This window comes from Streptomyces silvisoli (assembly GCF_029269905.1).
Taxonomy (GTDB): Bacteria; Actinomycetota; Actinomycetes; order Streptomycetales; family Streptomycetaceae; genus Streptantibioticus_A; species Streptantibioticus_A silvisoli_A.
The window spans coordinates 54,186-71,479 of record NZ_JARJBC010000011.1 but is presented as its reverse complement, the minus strand read 5'-3'; the positions used below and the strand labels follow the sequence as shown (position 1 = coordinate 71,479).

13 protein-coding genes are annotated in these 17,294 nt (G+C 71.2%); 1 reads left to right on the top strand and 12 read right to left on the bottom strand.

Going from position 1 to position 17,294, the window contains the following annotated elements; genetic code table 11:
- Positions 1–12: 12 nt before the first annotated feature.
- The 12 genes from P3G67_RS18870 to P3G67_RS18815 all read right to left on the bottom strand — a co-directional run bounded on the left by P3G67_RS18870 (position 13) and on the right by P3G67_RS18815 (position 16,103).
- Complete coding sequence (locus tag P3G67_RS18870; protein ID WP_276094483.1) at positions 13–1,308, bottom strand: protein phosphatase 2C domain-containing protein; 1,296 nt, start codon at positions 1,306–1,308, stop codon at positions 13–15.
- A 3-nt stretch (positions 1,309–1,311) separates the two neighbouring features.
- On the bottom strand, positions 1,312–3,963 hold the full coding sequence (locus P3G67_RS18865) for a serine/threonine-protein kinase (RefSeq protein WP_276094482.1): 2,652 nt from the start codon (positions 3,961–3,963) through the stop codon (positions 1,312–1,314).
- Positions 3,960–5,270 (bottom strand): hypothetical protein, encoded by a 1,311-nt coding sequence (locus P3G67_RS18860; protein ID WP_276094481.1) that lies wholly within the window; start codon positions 5,268–5,270, stop codon positions 3,960–3,962. The genes P3G67_RS18865 and P3G67_RS18860 overlap by 4 nt, the downstream gene beginning before the upstream one ends.
- 47 nt (positions 5,271–5,317) lie before the next feature.
- Entirely contained in the window at positions 5,318–6,343 is a 1,026-nt protein-coding gene (locus P3G67_RS18855) for a glutamate ABC transporter substrate-binding protein (protein WP_276094480.1), read from the bottom strand.
- A 38-nt stretch (positions 6,344–6,381) separates the two neighbouring features.
- Positions 6,382–7,725 carry a hypothetical protein gene (locus tag P3G67_RS18850; protein WP_276094534.1) on the bottom strand — a complete coding sequence of 448 codons (1,344 nt, stop codon included), beginning with the start codon at positions 7,723–7,725 and terminating at the stop codon, positions 6,382–6,384.
- A gap of 300 nt (positions 7,726–8,025) precedes the next feature.
- The gene (locus P3G67_RS18845; protein ID WP_276094479.1) at positions 8,026–9,057 is read right to left on the bottom strand and encodes an N-acetylglucosamine kinase; all 1,032 of its coding nucleotides are present in this window, start codon (positions 9,055–9,057) and stop codon (positions 8,026–8,028) included.
- Complete coding sequence (locus P3G67_RS18840) at positions 9,048–10,325, bottom strand: 6-phospho-beta-glucosidase (protein WP_276094478.1); 1,278 nt, start codon at positions 10,323–10,325, stop codon at positions 9,048–9,050. Before P3G67_RS18840 ends, P3G67_RS18845 begins: the two co-directional genes overlap by 10 nt.
- Positions 10,326–10,333: 8 nt before the next feature.
- Positions 10,334–11,227: a carbohydrate ABC transporter permease gene (locus P3G67_RS18835; protein ID WP_276094477.1), complete on the bottom strand. Its 894-nt coding sequence runs from the start codon at positions 11,225–11,227 to the stop codon at positions 10,334–10,336.
- Positions 11,228–11,233: 6 nt separating this feature from the next.
- A complete protein-coding gene (locus P3G67_RS18830) occupies positions 11,234–12,175 on the bottom strand; it encodes a carbohydrate ABC transporter permease (RefSeq protein ID WP_276094476.1) in 942 nt (313 codons plus the stop codon).
- A gap of 5 nt (positions 12,176–12,180) precedes the next feature.
- Positions 12,181–13,515 carry an ABC transporter substrate-binding protein gene (locus tag P3G67_RS18825; RefSeq protein WP_276094475.1) on the bottom strand — a complete coding sequence of 445 codons (1,335 nt, stop codon included), beginning with the start codon at positions 13,513–13,515 and terminating at the stop codon, positions 12,181–12,183.
- A 106-nt stretch (positions 13,516–13,621) separates the two neighbouring features.
- Complete coding sequence (locus P3G67_RS18820; RefSeq protein WP_276094533.1) at positions 13,622–14,788, bottom strand: ROK family transcriptional regulator; 1,167 nt, start codon at positions 14,786–14,788, stop codon at positions 13,622–13,624.
- A 250-nt stretch (positions 14,789–15,038) separates the two neighbouring features.
- Entirely contained in the window at positions 15,039–16,103 is a 1,065-nt protein-coding gene (locus P3G67_RS18815; protein WP_276094532.1) for a mechanosensitive ion channel family protein, read from the bottom strand.
- 317 nt (positions 16,104–16,420) lie between these two features.
- Between P3G67_RS18815 and P3G67_RS18810 the strand changes: the two genes are divergently transcribed.
- Positions 16,421–16,957, top strand: coding sequence for an HNH endonuclease (locus P3G67_RS18810; RefSeq protein ID WP_269853978.1), 537 nt, complete (start codon positions 16,421–16,423; stop codon positions 16,955–16,957).
- Positions 16,958–17,294 lie beyond the last annotated feature (337 nt).

Here is a 17,294-nt window from a genome sequence, read left to right as displayed (position 1 = left end):
CTCACCCCGCGGTCAGCCGGGTTGCGGCGTGGGGAACGGCAGTACCGCGACCGTGATGTTGTCGTGGCCGCCGCCGTCGAGCGCCACCCCGACCAGGGTCTGCGCGCAGCGCAGCGGATGGTCGCGTGCGTCGACCGGTACGACGGCGGCCAACTCGGCGGCGGACTCCGCGTAGTTCCACAGCCCGTCGGTGCACACCACCACCACGCCCGGCCGGTCGGGCTGGAACGAGGCGGTGTGCGGGTCGAGTTCCACCGCGTCCGCGCCGAGCCAGCCGGTGATCGCGTGCGCCCTGACATCCGCGTACGCCTCGGCCTCGGACATCAGACCGGCCTCGACCATCCGGGCCGCCCAGGAGTCGTCCTCGGTGAGCCGGGCGGGCCGCTCGCCCATGCGGTCGTCCGGGATCCAGTACGCCCGGCTGTCGCCGATCCAGCCGACGGTGAGCAGATCACCGGTGGTCACGGCGCTCACGCAGGTACACGCGGGGGCGTTCGCCGCCGGGTCCGGATCATGGTCGTTGGCGAGGGCGTTGACCGACTCGGCCGCGGTGAGCAGCGCCTCGTGCATCGCCTCCCGTGGCGCCGCACCGCCCGTCAGCGAGACACGCAGCGAGGCGTTGGCCGCCCGGGCCGCGGCGGCCGACGCCTCGTCCGGGCGGGCCGCGGACGACACCCCGTCGCAGACCACCGCGACCACCGCGGAGCCGCCGTCCGGCAGGGCGACCGCGGAGAGCGCGAAGGCGTCCTCGTTGCGGTGGTGCCGCAGCCCGCGGTCGGTCACCGCCGCGACCCCGGGCAACTCCTGCTCCATGTGGTCGCGTTCGCGCGGCTGCGCGTGCCCGCAGTGCTCGCAGTAGCCGTCGGGGTCAACGCTGCCGGTGCCGCAGGCCACGCACATCCGTGCCGGGGATCCCCCCTCGGCCAGCAGCACCTCGCGCGGATCGGTGGCTCCCGCCCGCGGCACCACGCCCGGTGCCGAGTGGTCCGGTCGCGGCGCCCGGTCCGGGGCGGCGGGCGCGGACCGCTCGGGCGGCGCGAGTCCGTAGTCACCGGGCGCCGCGTCCGACTCCTGGCGGGGCGGCGGCGGGCCGTACCCCGTCGCCGGGCCGTGCGGGCCGCGGGCGGCCGTCTCGGCGGCCGGTTCCCCGCTACGGGGTGCGACGAGGCCGCCGTCGGTGTCGGAGGGCGGCTCCCAGGGCTTGCGGGCGACCGCCGCGGCGGCGAGGTTCGTACCGCAGTTGCCGCAGAACTTGTCCTCGGGCTCAAGCCGTTCGGCACAGGACGGGCAGACGGTCAGTTGCGGCATTGGCTACACCCACGTCCGGGGGCGGAAGCGGTTGGCCCGCTCCACCAGTTCGATCCTTTCCTCGCCGCGCTGGGCGAGCCGGGCCAGGACGCGGTACGAGCGCTCAAGTCCGAAGCGCAGCTCCCGTTCCTCAACGGCGTTGCCCAGCAGGGCGACCTGCACCGTACCGCTCGGGGTGCCGTGTCGGCCCGCCAACACCCAGTCGAGGGCGCTGCCCAGCACCTCGGTTGCCAGCTCCTCGCGGCGGACCGCGTCCAGCCCCAACGCGCCCAGTTTCTCCACCTGCCCGGAGGCCGCGGTCAGGTCGTCGAACAGCGGGTCCTGGGCGGGACGGGCGCGCAGCCGGGCGCGCACGGCGGCCACCTGGGCCGCGGTGTAGTGGATCGAGGACTCCGGGATCGACTCCAGGGCGCGCACCGCGGCGGTCCGGTCGCCGGACGCCAAGCGCACCCGGGCAAGGCCGAACGCGGCGCTGACGTAAGCCTGGTCGGTGGACCACACCAGCCCGTAGTACTCGGCGGCGTTGTCCAACTGGCCCAGCACCTCGGCGCAGATGCCGAGCGCCAGCTTGGGCGCGCACTCGCCGGGGAACGCGTCGTAGATCGCGTCGAAGGCGAGCGCCGCGGTCTCGTGGTCGCTCTCGGTGAGCGCCCACAGCCCGCGGTACCAGACCACCCGCCAGTCATCGGGGTGCTGCTCCTCCAACGCGGTGAGGGCGCGGGCGGCGTTCTCCCGGTCGCCCATCTCCAGCCGGGCGCGCAGTTCGCGCAGCCGCTTCTCCACCGAGTCGGTGGGCGCCGCGGCCAGTGCCGCGATCAGCTCGGCGGGCGCCGCCGCCAGCAGCCCGGCCAGGAAACCGGCGTTGGGGTCGCCCGGATCCACCAGCGGCACCGGCAGCGCGAGGGCCGCGGCGTGCCCGTCCAGCGGCGCGGTGACGGCGCGGGTGGAGGTGACGCTTCCGCCGCCCGCGTTGATCATGTGCGGGCCGTCGGGCCCGAAGGCCTCCGGCGTGGCCGGCCCCGTCAGTTGGCCGGCCGGCTGTGCGGCGGTGCCGGTTCCGGCGGGTAGGGAGGCAGCGGCCGGGTAAGCCGCCGCCCGCTGCCCCGGCACGGCCAGCGGCTGCCCGCCGCCCGCCGGTGCCGTACCCCGGCGGACCTGGCGGGGCAGCCGCAGCAGGCCGGGTCCTGCGGTGGGCAGCGTCCGCGCGCCCAGCGTCGACACCTCGCCCTCGCGCGGAGCCACCAACACGGTGTCCACCACCCGTAGTTCGGTCCCGAACAGGGTGGACAGCGCCGGGCGCGGCCGACCCGTGCGCAGCGCCACGACCTCCCGCAGCACACCGGTGAGCTGCTCGCCCATCTCGTCCGCCGAGGCGAACCGCCGCCCGGGATCGGGGTCGGTGGCGCGTACCAGCAACCGGTAGAAGGACTCGTACTTGGAGAAGACCTCGATGTGCTCGGGATCGGGCAGGCTGTCCGCGAAGACGTTGGTGTAGCCCTGGAAGTCGAAGGTGAGCACGGCGAGGGTACGGGCGACGGTGTAGAGGTCGGAGGCGACGGACGGGCCGACCTCGGCGACCTCCGGCGCCTGGTAGCCGATGGTGCCGTAGATCGGGCTGTCCGCGTCGTCCATCCGGCGGACCGCGCCCATGTCGATCAGCTTGAGCCGGTCCTCCTGCTGGATGGCGTTGTCCACCTTGAAGTCGCAGTACAGCAGGTTGCGGCTGTGCAGATGGCCGAGCGCCTCAAGTGCCTCGATGCCGTAGGCGATCGCCTGCTCCACCGGCAGCGGCTCACGCCGGCCGTCCGCGGTCCGGCGGTCGTTGGCGATCTCCTTCAGCGACTTGCCGCCGACGTACTCCATGACGATGTAGCCGTCGAGGGTGCCGGTGCGCTGGTCGAGGTGTTCCACGAAGTTGTAGATGCGCACGATGTTGGGGTGCTCGATCTCGGCCAGGAACCGCCGTTCGGAGACCGCCGCCGCCAGCGCGTCCTCGTCCCCGGTGTCCAACAGGCCCTTGAGCACCACCCAGCGGTCGCTCACCGCCCGGTCGACCGCCAGATAGATCCAGCCCAGTCCGCCGTGCGCGAGGCAGCCGACCACCTCGTACTGCCCGTGCACCACATCACCGGCGCGCAGCTTGGGGGTGAACGAGTACGGGTTGCCGCACTTGGTGCAGAACCCCTCGGTGCGGCCCGGCCGGTCGCCGCGCGAACGGCCCACCTGCGCCTCGCACTTGCTGCAGTACCGCTTGCGCTCCGGAACCTCCGGGTTGGTCAGCACCGCGGTACGCGGGTCGGGCCGCGGGATCGTCGGTACCGACACCAGCCCCGCGCCCAGCTTGCCGCGCGCCGAACCGCTGCTTCCGGACCGCGAACTGCGCACCGACACCGAACGCCCCGAGGTGGCGCCGGACAACCGCCCGGACACCGAACGCCGGGAGGAACGCGACGAGGTGGAACCCGAGGTGCGCGAGGAGGACGCTGAGGAACCGCTTCCGCTACTGCTCCGGGCGGACGGCACGGAAGGCGCGGAGCCTCCGGTTCCGCCGTTGCCCGCGGTGGCCGCCGGGGCCAGTCCGCAGGTGTCGCAGTACAGCTCGCCGCCGCCGACGTCCTCCAACGTCCCGGCGCAGCCCGGCCGTCCACACTTCATCGGGTCTCTCCTCCACGGTCCGACGGACCGCCTTGTCCTCCGGGCACCAGCACTTCCGTGACCGCCTGTTGGTAGCGCCGCACCGCGTGCTCCGCCGCCCGCAGATCGCACGGCGCGCTCCACAGCAGCCGCCGTGCCTGGTCGTACCGCTCCACGAGCAGCGGATCCTCCGCCACTCGATGCCGCGCCGCCTTCGCCTTGTACGCGTCCAACCGGCCGCGCAGCTCGGCCCGGACCGCCAGTGGCGCGGTCACCGCGGTCAACGAGGCGCGAGCCCGGTCGAGTTCTTCGTCCGCCCGCTGTTCCAGGTCGTCCAGCAGGGGTGACAGCAGATGCCAGCGGGCCGCCCGGTGGTGCTCGGCGGCGGCGGCCAACTGCTCGCGCAGAACGGCGGCCGGCCCGTTGACCGCCGGGACCTCGGACGCGGCGATCTTCGCCAGCACCTCGCCACGCGCGGCGCGCGCCTCGGCGAGGGTACGGTCGGCGCGCGAGAGCACGTCCCGCAGCCGCAGCAGCCGGTCCTCCGCGTCGTCCCGAACGTGCAGCACCGCCTCGACCTCGCGGCGGATGTCCTCCAGCTCGCGCTCGGCACGTTCATAACGGCTCGTGTCCGGGCGGCCGTTGGCCGGACGGCCCCTGGGCGGCAGCCAGAAGGCGAGCGGATCGGCCACCACCTCGGCGCGCAGCGCGGCCAGATCGGTGAGCAGCCGCTCCAGGTCGTCCCCGGCCGGGTGCTCGCCGGGCGTCACACCGACCGAGCGGGCCAGCGACCGTACCCGCTGGGCCTCGGCGGAGAGCAGGTCGATACGGGCGGGCAGCGCCGACCAGACCGCGTCGGACGCCGAGACCACCTCGATGACCTGCTGGTACCAGCCGTTCATCCGCTCCACGAGCTGTTCCAGGCTGATCTGCTCGCTCAGCCGGGCCGGGCCGGTCAGCGGGCGGGCCAGATCCGGCAGCGCGCCGCCGGACACCGTGACCCCGGAGCCGCGCAGCAGATCGGTCAGTTCGGCCAGATCGCCGGGGGACGGCCAGCGGCGTCTGCCGCGCAGCTCACGGGCGGTGTCGAGCGCGGTGCCGTACGCGTCGAAGTGCGCCCACAGCAGCGGGATGGCGGGTTCGGCCGTGGCCCACCGTTCCTTCGTCTCCCCGGTCAGCTCGGCCCCCTCAAGCAGCCTGCGGCCCGCATGGTCCTGGAGCGCGAGCAGCGAGGACTCGATGGCCTCGTACTCCGAGCTGAGCCGCGCGAGCGCGCGGTCCACCTCCTCCCGGCTCATCACCGGACCACTAGGACCCGCTGCGGCCATCGAACTCCCCTCTTGTCCTCGTCATCCGTACCGCTGTCATGATCGCCTCAGTCCTTGTAGAGCGGTGCCGGAGGGCCGGTCACGCCCGGCAGGTTGTGCGCCAGCCACTTGTCGTACGCCTGCATCCAGGGGCTGTTGGCGCCGCCCGAGCGGTAGTCGTCCAGCACCTTGTTCACCCGGCGTACCAGGTCCGTGTCCGCAAGGTTCATCGCCACGCCGTAGGTCTCCTGGGTGAGCGGCTGGCCGATCAGGTGTACGGCGGGGTCCTGGGCGGCCTGGCCCGCGGCGAGCGCGTTGTCCGTCAACACCGCGTCGGCCTGGCCCAGTTGCAGTCGCACCAGGCAGTCCAGCTGGTTGGGCACCCGCAGCAGGTGCGAGCCGTGCGGCTGGGCCTCCAGCAGCGCCTCGGCGGTGGAACCCGAGGCGGCGCAGACCGTCCTGCCGTTCAGGCTGTCGTCGAAGCCCGTGACCGCGGTGCCGGTCTTGGGCACCAGCAACTGCTGACCCACCTCGAAGTACGCGGTGGAGAAGGCCACTTGCCTGATCCGGTCGCAGGTGATGGACATGGTGCGCACCACCATGTCCACCGAGTGGTCCTGGACGGCGGTGATGCGCTGGTCGGTCGGGATCGTCTTGTAGACGATCCTCGCGTCGCTGCCGAGGATCTCCTTGGCGATGGCCTTGACCAGGTCGATGTCGAAGCCGACGAGCTGGCCGGTCTCCGGGTCCCGGTACCCCCACAGATAGCTGTTCTGGTCCACGCCGACGGTCAGGTAGCCGTGCTGCTGTATCCGCTTCACCGCGTCGCCCGAGGCCGACGACGGGCGCAGGCTCGCCTCCGGGTGGGTGCACGAGTCGTCCACCGAGACCTGTCTGGCCTGGGCCACACCGGGGCCGCGGGACGGCTCGGCGCCCTGGGTCGCCGCATCGCACGGCAGCAGCGGGAGCAGCGTCGCGGTGAGCGCCACGGCGCACGCGCCCGCCATGGCGGCCACGCCTCCCCAGCCGCGCAGCCGCGGACGCCGGGGCGGAAGGCGCCGCCAGGACCTCCGGGTACCGCTCGATCCGTTCATCGGCTCGCTCCCCTCGCCACTTCGCCGCACTGGCCTGCTCACCTGTACTCCGAGAGCCGTCGGCCGATGCCGAGCACCGCGCCCGCCGCGCCCAGCACCGCGAGCACCGCGACGCCCTCCGGCAGCCCGGTCAGCGAGTCCCGGGCGTCGCCCGCCGCCTGCTGGAACTCTCCCGTCTCATGGTCGACCGCCTGCTGCAGGCTGTGGTCCACCGTGTCGAACGACTGCCCGGTGGTCTGGGTGATCTCCTTGCCGGAGGAGTCCTTGCCGCCGATGACGTACGCCAGCGCGGAGTCGTAGTCGCCGTTGGTGTCGTCGCCGTTGGCCACCGCGTGCCGGGACCGCCACTGGGCCACCCCGTCGGCCGCCTGCTGGACGGGGGCACGGCCGCGGGGGTCGTCGGCGAGCGAGAGCGCCCGGGTCAGCAGGCCGCCCGGCCCGTCCAGTGCGGCCATGCCCTTCTTGTACGCGCCCTCGTACGCGGCGCCCGCGCCACGCGCCACCAGCGTCAGGTTCTCGTTGCCGCGGGCCTGTAGGGCGCCGATCCGGGCCTGGTTGAGGACCTGGAGCGATCTGCCGCCGTGGTCCCAGGAGTCGCCGAGGTCGGTGCGGGCCACCGTGTGGCCTGCCACCAGCCACACCAGCGCCAGTCCAGCCGCCACCGTGCCCGCCAGCAGGCCCGGGTTGAGCACCCGGTTGGTGCGCAGGTACGTGCGCCGCTGCGCCCACACCAGGCAGCCCAGGGCGAGCAGGCCGAGTATCCAGGCGGCCCAGGGCAGCGACTTGGCCGCCGCGTAGTCGCCGTTGAGCCGGCCGGTCTCGGTCTGGTACAGCTTCTGGGCGGCGGGCAGCAGGCTGCCGGCCATCTGGTCGTTGGCGTACCGCAGGTAGGCGCCGCCCAGCGGCAGGCCCTGCCGGTTGTTGGCGCGCGCGGTCTCCACCAGTCCCGTGTACACCGGGAGTTGTTCGTTGAGCAGGGTGACCTGGGTCTGGGCGTCGGCCGAACCCTGGCTGTTGGCCGCGGCGTTGGCGATCAGCTGGGCCGCGGTGTGCACGTCGTTCTCGTAGCGCTGCCGCACCGCCGCGGGCTCCTGGCCGCTGACCAGGAAGCCGCCCGCCGCCGTGGTGTTGGCGTCGGCCAGTGACCGGTAGATCTCGGCGGCGTCGGCGCTCAGCGGCTCGCTGCGCGTGGCCACGTCCCGGGCGGCCGAGGACCGCTCGGTGATCTGCCAGGCGGTCACCGCGCCGAACGCCACGATCAGCAGCGCCAGTACCGCGCCGATGATCCGCAGTCGTCCCGGTTCGGTGGTGGCCGCGTCCCGGAGCCGGTCGACGCCCTCGGCCCAGGCGGCCCGCCGTGGCCCGGGCAGCCACGCGGACATGGCACCACCGCTGGTCTGCGTGTGTGTCAACCTGACCCTCCCCCATGGGCGCTGACCGCGCATCGCCCCCTCTCCGCCCCGAGGGAACAACTCTCCTCAGCCAGCCAGTATGGACACCAGGACTGACATCCACCTAGTGATTCTTACGATCTTGCCCTGACCGCAACACCTACGCGTCTCCTCCGTGCTATCACGCCGGGTCGCCGCCCGCTGGTTCCCGGGGCGGTACGGCCAGCAAAAGGGCAGCATTTAGCGGGTTTCTGTCAGATTTAAGGGCAACTTGCATCAATTTCCGGCCTGTTACGTCTCCGCCCGTTGTGGGGCATCCGCTTCGTAGTGCCGCCGCAGCCGGGCGCGGACCCCGTCGCTCGCCGCCAACCGGTCCAGGCCCAGCAGCGCCGCGCCCAGTACCGGGGGTGCGGTGACCACGCGCGGTACGGCCTTCGGCGCGGCGGCGGCGAGGCGGTCGGCGATGCTGTCCATCAGCAGCGGATGGCGCGCCGCCAGCACTCCGCCGCCCAGCACCACCGCCGCCTCCTCGGCCAGCAGCCCCAACCGGTCAAGCGCCACCGACGCCAGGGCGACCACCTCGTCGGCCTGCCGCCGCACGATCCGCACCGCCACCGGATCGCCCTCGGCCGCGACCCGGAACAGCGGCGGCACCATCTCGTGCTTGCGGGTCGCGGCGATCTCCTGTAGGTGCAGCGCCTCGATCAGCGCGTACATCGACCCGAGGCCGAAGTGCGCGGGCAGCACGGCGGCCAGCGCGGTCGGCTCGCCGCGCCCGTCCTCGGCCCGCGCCGCCCACCACAGCGCCTCCTCCGCCAGCTCCGCGCCGCCGCCCCAGTCACCGGAGATCCGGCCGACCGCCGGGAAGCGGGCGGTCCGCCCGTCCGGCAGCATCCCCACACAGTTGATGCCCGCACCGCACACCACCGCGACCCCGCGCGGCTCGGCCACCCCGGCGCGCAGTATCGCGAAGGTGTCGTTGGCCACCTGGGTGCGCCGACCCCAGCCGTAGCCGTGCAGCGCCAGTTCGAGCCGCTGCTCCTCCACCGGGAAGTCGGCGTTGGCCAGACACGCGGAGACCTGCTCGACCAACGGGCCGCCGTCCGGCGCCAGTCCGGCCCCGTGGGCGGCCAGGGCGACGAGCGGGGCGAGCCCCGCGACCGCCTTGGCCGCGCCGATCCGATGCGGGTGGAAACCGCCGCCGCGTGCGGTGCCGAGCACCGAGCCGTCGGCGGCGACGATCACCACATCGGTCTTGCTGTTGCCCGCGTCGATGGCGAGCACGCCGCCCGGCACGGACGGCTCGGAGGTGGTCAGGCCCACGCCAGGTGCTCCCGGTTGTGTGCGATCAGGCGGTCGGTCAGCCGCTCCGCGTACTCGTACTGGCCGATCAGGGGGTGTGCCAGCAGCGCCTTGAACACCCGGTCCCGGCCGCCGTGCAAGGCCGCGGCCAGCGCCAGGTCCTCGTACGCGGTGACGCCCGAGATCAGCCCGGCGTAAAGCGGATCGAGGTCCGGCACCGGCAGCGGGCGCACACCGGTGGCGCCGACCACGGCCGGGACCTCGATCACCGCGTCGTCGGGCAGGAACGGCAGCGTGCCGTTGTTGTACGCGTTGACCACCTGGACGTCCCCGCCCTCCTGAACGGACGCCGTCCGGAGCAGCGCGGCGGCAAGGGCCACCGCGGCCTCCGAGTAGAAGGCGCCGCCGCGCCGGGCGAGCAGTCCGGGCTTCTCGTCCAGCGCCGGATCAGCGTAAAGGGCCAGCAACTGCCCTTCCATCGCGGCTACTTCGGCGGCCCGGGACGGCTTGTTGTCCAGTTCCCGTACCACCTCGTCGTGGGCGTAGTAGTAGCGCAGGTAGTACGAGGGGACCACGCCGAGCCGGTCCAGGACGGCGCGCGGCAGCCGCAGGTCGTCGGCGATGGCGGCGGTGTGCTCGGCGAGCAGTTCGGGCAGCACGTCCTTGCCGTCCGGGCCGCCGAGGCGTACGCCCAGCTCCCAGGTGAGGTGGTTGAGGCCGACGTGGTCCAGGTGCAGCCGCTCGGGGGGTACGTCCAGCAGCGCGGCGAACTTCCGTTGCAGCCCGATGGCCACGTTGCACAGTCCGACCGCCTTGTGGCCCGCCTGGAGCAGGGCGCGGGTGACGATGCCGACCGGGTTGGTGAAGTCGATGATCCAGGCGTCGGGGGCGGCCCGGCGGACCCGTTCCGCGATGTCCAGCACCACGGGCACGGTGCGCAGCGCCTTGGCGAGACCGCCCGCGCCGGTGGTCTCCTGGCCGACGCAGCCGCACTCCAGCGGCCAGGTCTCGTCCTGTTGGCGGGCCGCCTGGCCGCCGACGCGCAGTTGCAGCAGTACGGCGTCGGCGTCCTCGACCCCGGCGTTCAGGTCCGCGGTGGTGCTGACCCTGGCCGGATGGCCCTGTCTGGCGAGGATCCGGCGGGCGAGGCCGCCGACGAGTTCCAGGCGCTCGGCCGCCGGGTCGATCAGCACCAGTTCCCTTACCGGCAGGGTGTCGCGCAACCTGGCGAATCCATCGATGAGTTCGGGGGTGTAGGTGGAACCGCCCCCCACGACCGCGAGTTTCATTTCCGTGGTCAGCCCTTCACTCCTGTCAGTGTGACGCCTTCGACGAACGCCTTCTGGGCGAAGAAGAAGACGATGATCACCGGGGCCATCACCAGCATGGTGGCCGCCATGGTGAGGTTCCAACTGGTTTGGTGGGCGCCTTTGAAGGACTCCAGGCCGTAGCTGAGCGTCCAGGCGGCCGGATTCTCGCTGGCGTAGATCTGCGGGCCGAAGTAGTCGTTCCAGCAGTAGAAGAACTGGAACAACGCGACCGCGGCAACGGCCGGTTTGGCCATCGGCAGCACCACTCTCAGCAGCGTGCGCAGTTCACCGCAGCCGTCCACGCGTGCCGCGTCCACGTACTCGTTGGGAATGGTCACCAGGAACTGCCGCAGAAGGAAGATGGTGAACGCGTCACCGAAGGCCATCGGAATGATCAGCGGCCACAGGGTGCCGGTCAGATGGAGTTGGTTGGCCCAGAACAGGTACATCGGCACGACGATGACCTGCGGCGGCAGCATCATGGTCGCCACCACGAGCATCAGCGACAGGTTCCGGCCGCGGAAGCGGAACTTGGCGAGCGCGTACGCCACCGGAATGCTGGAGCACACCGTGAGTACGGTGCCGGCGCCCGCGTAGATCAGGCTGTTCTTCCACCAGGTCAGGAATCCCGGGGTGCGGAACACGGTGACGTAGTTGTGCCAGACGAACGGGTGCGGCCACAGCGCCCTGGTCAGTGCCTGGTTGTCGCTCATCAACGAGGTGAGCGCCACGAACACGAACGGCAGCACGAAGAACAACGCGGCCGCGATGCCGAGGGCGTGTACCGCGATCCAGCGCAGCACCGCCTTGCGGCGTACCGCTCGGGCCGGATCGGTAACCGGCCGGGAAACCGTTCTGGGCGGGGTGAGGACATCGGTCATCGCGGGTCAGTCTCCCGCCTGGATCAGGCCGCCGCGGCGCCGCATCAGCAGTGCGGTGAAGGCCATGGCGAGGGCGAACAGAATCAGGGCGATCACACACGCCGATCCGGTGTCGAATCGCTGGAAGCCCAGGTTGTAGACGAGTTGCGGCAGGGTGAGCGTGGACTGCTGGGGATAGCCGGGTTCGAATTGCTGCCCGGAGTTTCCGATGATTCCGCTGGCCACTTTCCCGGCGACGATGGGCTGGGTGTAGTACTGCATGGTCTGGATGACCCCGGTGACCACCGCGAACATCACGATCGGCGAGATGTTCGGCAGGGTGACGTAGCGGAACCGCTGCCAGGGGCCCGCGCCGTCCAACTCGGCCGCCTCGTACTGGTCCTTGGGCACGTCGAGCAGCGCGGCCATGAAGATGACCATCAGGTCGCCGATGCCCCACAGCGCGAGCAGCGTGAGCGCGGGCTTGGACCAGGAAGGATCGCTGAACCAGCCGGGTTGCGGCAGTCCGATGCTGCCCAGCAGATGGTTGACCGGACCGGTGCCCGGGTTGAGCAGGAAGGCGAAGGCCATGGTCGCGGCGACCGGCGGGGCGAGATACGGCAGGTAGAAGGCGGTGCGGAAGAACCCGGTACCGGTCCTGATCCTGGTGATCAGCAGTCCGACGCCCAGCCCGAAGACCACCCGGGTGCTGACCATCACCAGGACCAGCCACAGGGTGTTGCGCAGCGCGGGCCAGAACAGCGGGTACTGAGTGAAGACGTAACTCCAGTTCCGGCCGCCGTTCCAGGTCGGCGGCCGGAATCCGTCGTAGTGCATGAACGAGAAATAGACGGTGGAGATCAGCGGATACGCGAAGAACACGCTGAAACCGATGATCCAGGGGGCGAGGAATCCCAAAGTCACCAGCGCCGACCGGCGGCGTTTGGCCCGTAGCGTCATGGTGTTCATGGCCGCTACTTCGTCTGGGCGATGTCGCGGTCCACCTGCTGGTCGACGCCGCGCAGCCCGGCCTGGAGGTCGGTGGCCCTTCCGGATTCGTAGGAGTACGCGAAGTCCTGGAGGGTGACCTGGTACTGGCCGCCGTTGGGGCTGGCGGGGGTGGTGTTGCTGTGCGGGTTCTGGGCGATGTCCAGGAACGTCCGGAAGTTCGGATCGACGGTCAGGTTCGGCGACCTGAGCGCGGCGAACGTGGACGGCACGTTGTGGATGGCGTTGGCGAAGTCGACCACCGCGCTGGTGTCGGTGGTCAGGAACCTCACCAGTTCCCAGGCCGCGTTCTGTTTCGCGCTGTGCGCGGCGACGCCGACGATGGTTCCGGTGATGTAGCCCTTTCCGTAGGTGTTCGCCTGGTCGTCGGGTACGGGCAGCGGCGCCACGCCGATCGGGAACTTCACCCCCGCGTCCTTGGCCATGCCCAGACGCCATTCGCCGTCCACCGCCATGGCCACCTGACCGGTGTGGAACGGGTTCTTGGCGCCGAACTCGTCGCCGAAGGTGCTGCGGTACCGTTCCAACTTCGCGTAGCCGCCGAGGGAGTTCACCAGGTCCTTCTGGAAGGTGAACATGTTGGCGAAGGCCGGGTCCTTGGCCGTCTGCGACCTGCCCTGGGCGTCGAAGTACGTGGGGCTCCACTGGGCGACGTAGTGCGCGGGCGTGGACTCGTATCCGTGGAAGTCCGGCATGAAGCCGAGCTGGGTGTACGAATCGCCCTGCGGCCTGGTCAACTTGACGGCGTCCGCCTTGAACTCCGACATGGTCCTCGGCGGGGCGGTGATTCCGGCGGCCTTGAAGGCGTCCTTGTTGTAGTACAGCCCGTAGGCGTCACCGAGCAGCGGCAGTGTGCAGCGGGTGCCCTGATAGGCGGTGTAGTCGAGCATCGGTTTGGGGAAGGTCTTCTGCGGGTCGATTCCGGACTTCTTCAGGAAGGGCCCGAGGTCGACCAGAGCTCCGGAGGAGCAGAACTTCCCCACGTTGTCGGTGGTGAACGAGGAGATGACGTCGGGGGAGTCCGAACCGCCAGTGCGCAGCGCCTGGTTGATCTTGTCGTCGTTGACGTTGGGTACGACATGTACGTGGATGTTGGGGTGCGCCTTCTCGAACGCGGCGATGTCACCGTTGATCGCCTTGAGTTCGTTCGGCTGGCTCCACCCATGCCAGAAGTTGATGGTGACGTCCTTGTTGGGATCGTCCCCGGCCTGCCCACCACTCTGGCCGGTGCACGCTCCGGCCAGCAGGGCGGTCGCGGCTATGACCGCGGCGGCGGAACAAATCCTATGTAGTCTGGACATATTGCCCTCCAGAAGGCATGCGGGGACGAAGGGGGCCGGGGCTGGCCCCCGGTGGGGGTTCGGGGCCTGTCCCCGGGTGCTTGCAGGAGCCCGGGGCAGGGCCTAGTTACGTACGGCTGGGCGTCGTGGTGTCGAACAACTCGTCGCGGGCGTCCGAAAGCGCCCGCGACACCGCTCCGGAGAGCACCGGATTCCCCTCCACCGCACTGAGCAGCAACCGCGGCCGCGGAATGGCCAGTTGGTGGAGCTGTTCCTCGATACGGGACCGCAACTCCTCACCCCCCGCGGTGAACACGCCACCGGAGAGCACGACGAGCTGCGGGTCCAGCACGGCGACGATCGAGGCCAGCCCGGTGGCGAAGCGCACCGCCAACTCCTCCAGTACCGCCAGCGCGTCCTGGTCGTCCGGGTTGCCGGTGGCCTCCGCGACCGCCCTGGCGACCGCCTCCTGCGGGGTGCGGGCCTTCAGCCCGTTGAGCCGGGCCAGTTTGAGGACGGCCTCGCCGCCCGCCAGTTCCTGGAAGCCGCCGGTGTTGGCGCGGCTGACGTTGTGCAGTACGGGCGCCCCGGGCAGCGGCATGTAACCGACCTCGCCCGCGCCGCCGGTCGCGCCGCGGTGCAGCCGACCGCCGAGCACTATGGCCGCGCCGAGCCCCTCCTCCGCCCAGAACAACACGAAGTCCTCGCAGCCGACGGCCGCGCCGATCCGCTGCTCGGCGACGGCGGCGAGGTTGACGTCGTTCTCCACCGCGAGCGGCACCCCGAGCGTCTCGCGCAGTTCGTCGAGCAGGGTGGGGGAGTGCCAGCCGGGCACATGGCCCGCGTACCGCAGCTTGCCGGAGACCGGGTCGAACGCGCCGGGGATGCCGATGACCACGCGGTTCAGCCTGGACCGGTCGGTTCCGGCGGCCTTGGCCGCCGCGTCCACCGCCTCGATCACCTGGCTGAGAGTCCGGCCGGCGCGCCGCCCCTTGGTGCTGATGGTGTGCTGGCCGCGCGGTTCGCCGCCGATGTCGGCGACGGCGGCGAGGATGCGGTCCGGGGTGACGTCGAGCGCGGCCACGTATCCGGCGTCCGGGTTCACCCGGTACAGCTGGGCGCTCGGCCCGGGGCGTCCGGCGGTGGTGCCGGTGGCGACTACCAGGCCCGCGGCCTCCAGCCGGGCGAGCAGCTGGGAGGCGGTGGGCTTGGACAGGCCGGTCAGCTCGCCGATCCGGGTGCGGGACAGCGGGCCGTGCTCCAGCAGCAGGTCGAGCGCGGCGCGGTCGTTCATGGCGCGCAGCACGCGCGGTGTTCCCGGTGTCCCGGCCACGGTCCTGATCCCTCCCTCGCGGGTCCCTGGTGATCGTAGGTGAAGCGACGGTGCGGGCACCGGCGAGTGCACTATTAGGAAACTTTCCTATCGATGACTGGAAAGTTAGGGCCCGCCGATTGCCCCGTCAAGGGGCGTGCACCGGGAAATCGAAGCGCTGCCGGAAACGCGAGCGGCGCCCGGCATCGTGCGGGGCGCCGCTACTGCTCTGTCACTTCTCCAGATGCGGGGCCGTCGGCGGCTCCGGCGGCAGCGGAGCGGCGGCCGTCGACTGCGGGGAGGTCGGGTTGGCCAGCGCCGAGGGGGCGGCCATGGCGGCCGACGGGTCGGCGGCGGTGTCCTCGGTGAGCGCGGTGGGCGCACCGCCGACGATCACTATGCCCTCCGCGTCGAACGCCTTCTTGATGCGCCAGCGCAGTTCGCGCGCGACGGCGGCGGCCTTGCCCGGCATGGTCTTCGCCTGCGCCTGGATCACCACCGAGTCCGCGGAGACGGACTCAAGGCCGAGCACATCCACCGGCTCCCAGAGCGTCTCGTCCCACGGCGCCTCCTCGCTCATCTCCTTCGCGGCCTGCCCGATCACCGTGCGCGCCCGGTCCAGGTCCTCGGAGTAGCCGACCTGGACGTCCACCACGGCCGTCGCCCAGCCCTGGCTCAGGTTGCCGATCCGCTTGACCTCGCCGTTGCGCACGTACCAGATCTCACCGTTGTCCCCGCGCAGCTTGGTCACCCGCAGGCCGACCTCGATCACCGTGCCCTGGGCGACACCCGCGTCGATCACGTCACCGACGCCGTACTGGTCCTCAAGGATCATGAACACGCCGGAGAGGAAGTCGGTGACCAGGTTGCGCGCGCCGAAACCGACCGCCACACCCGCGACACTGACGCTGGCCAGCACCGGGGCGAGGTCGATCCGCATCAGGGAGAGCACCATCAGTGCCGCGGTGCCCATGATCAGGAACGACGCGACGCTGCGCAGCACGGAGCCGATCGCCTCGCTGCGCTGCCGCCGCCGCTCGGTGTTGACCAGCAGTCCGCCCAGCCCGCCGATCTGCCGGTGCTCGGAGTGCTTGTTCATCCGGGCGATCAGCTGGGTGATCATGCGGCGGACCATGGCCCGCAGGACCATGGCGATGACCACTATCAGCACGATCTGCAGACCGGTGGTGAGCCAGTTCGCCCAGTTGTTCTCCACCCAGGTCGCGGCGTTGGAGGCCGACTTCTGGGCGTGGTCGAGGCTTGCGGCACCGGGGGTGGAGTCGGCAGCCGCGATCAAGGACCAGGGCCGGAGCACAGATGAAACCTTCCTTAGCGGGATGCGTCCGGCCTTCGGGCCGGATCGGGCCGCCACGCTGCGGCGGGCCGAACAACCACCCTAACGGGGTAACGCGGTCAACCTGACGCGTTGATCGTGGCTGATCAGGGCTGGTCGCCTGGTGGGCTGTCCGTAATGCTCTGATGTAAGGAAGTGTGCGGGAAAACACCCTGAGGTCGTTACCCGGTCATGGTGGCGCCATGACCAGGCTTGCGGCGACACTGGGAGAGATCGTCCCGGCGCGAGCCACGCGCCGCCGGCGTATAAGGGAGGCATCCGTGCCGCATGTCCTTGTCCTCAACGCGTCGTACGAGCCGCTCGGCGTCGTACCGCTCCGCCGCGCGCTCATCCTCGTACTGAACAACAAGGCCGTATGCCTAGAGGAGTCCGGCGCCCTGATGCACAGCGCGACCCGCGTCCTTCCGGCGCCCAGCGTCGTCAAGCTCACCAAGTTCGTACGCGTCCCCTTTCGGGGGCCTGTTCCACTCACCCGTCGCGCGCTGTTCGCGCGGGACGGCGGTAAATGCGCCTACTGCGGGTGCGCCGCAACCAGCGTCGACCACGTCATTCCGCGCAGCCGCGGTGGTCAGCACTCCTGGGAGAACGTGGTCGCGGCCTGCCGCCGCTGCAACCACGTCAAGGCCGACCGCCATGTCGCCGAACTCGGCTGGCGGCTCCGCCATCAGCCAGCTCCGCCGTCCGGCCTGGCCTGGCGGATCATCGGCACGGGCCATAGGGACCCGCGCTGGCTGCCATACCTGCAGCCATACGGCGCGGACGACGCCATGGCCCGGATCGACGGCATCTCCGCCTGACATCCGGGCCTTCGTGTGTCCGGCGATCCCCGGACCGCAGCGGGTGCGGTCCGGGGGTTCGCCTGTGCGGGCGGCCTGGGCGGAGCTTGGGCTCGGCCAGCTCGCCGTACGGGCATGAGCGGAACGCCGAACCCCTTGTGAGCGTCCGGCTGGGTCGCGGTGATCTCCCAGCCGGTGGCCATCGACGTCGCCACCGCGTGAAGCACCGGCCAGCCGCCTTCCGGGTACAGAGCGGACAGCCGCCGGTGGCCCGCCCCCAGCGTGGAGTCTCCCGTTGCGGTGACCCCTCTTCTTCCAGAACCATGGCCGCCGCAGGAAGTTGTTGAGGGGGAAAGGA

Excerpts from the sequence above, each read along its gene's own strand:
- P3G67_RS18850 (WP_276094534.1), bottom strand. The coding sequence starts at position 7,725 with ATGTCCGCGTGGCTGCCCGGGCCACGGCGGGCCGCCTGGGCCGAGGGC.
- P3G67_RS18820 (WP_276094533.1), bottom strand. The coding sequence starts at position 14,788 with ATGAACGACCGCGCCGCGCTCGACCTGCTGCTGGAGCACGGCCCGCTG.
- P3G67_RS18840 (WP_276094478.1), bottom strand. The coding sequence starts at position 10,325 with ATGAAACTCGCGGTCGTGGGGGGCGGTTCCACCTACACCCCCGAACTC.
- P3G67_RS18860 (WP_276094481.1), bottom strand. The coding sequence starts at position 5,270 with ATGGCCGCAGCGGGTCCTAGTGGTCCGGTGATGAGCCGGGAGGAGGTG.
- P3G67_RS18825 (WP_276094475.1), bottom strand. The coding sequence starts at position 13,515 with ATGTCCAGACTACATAGGATTTGTTCCGCCGCCGCGGTCATAGCCGCG.
- P3G67_RS18865 (WP_276094482.1), bottom strand. The coding sequence starts at position 3,963 with ATGAAGTGTGGACGGCCGGGCTGCGCCGGGACGTTGGAGGACGTCGGC.
- P3G67_RS18830 (WP_276094476.1), bottom strand. The coding sequence starts at position 12,175 with ATGAACACCATGACGCTACGGGCCAAACGCCGCCGGTCGGCGCTGGTG.
- P3G67_RS18835 (WP_276094477.1), bottom strand. The coding sequence starts at position 11,227 with ATGACCGATGTCCTCACCCCGCCCAGAACGGTTTCCCGGCCGGTTACC.
- P3G67_RS18855 (WP_276094480.1), bottom strand. The coding sequence starts at position 6,343 with ATGAACGGATCGAGCGGTACCCGGAGGTCCTGGCGGCGCCTTCCGCCC.
- P3G67_RS18870 (WP_276094483.1), bottom strand. The coding sequence starts at position 1,308 with ATGCCGCAACTGACCGTCTGCCCGTCCTGTGCCGAACGGCTTGAGCCC.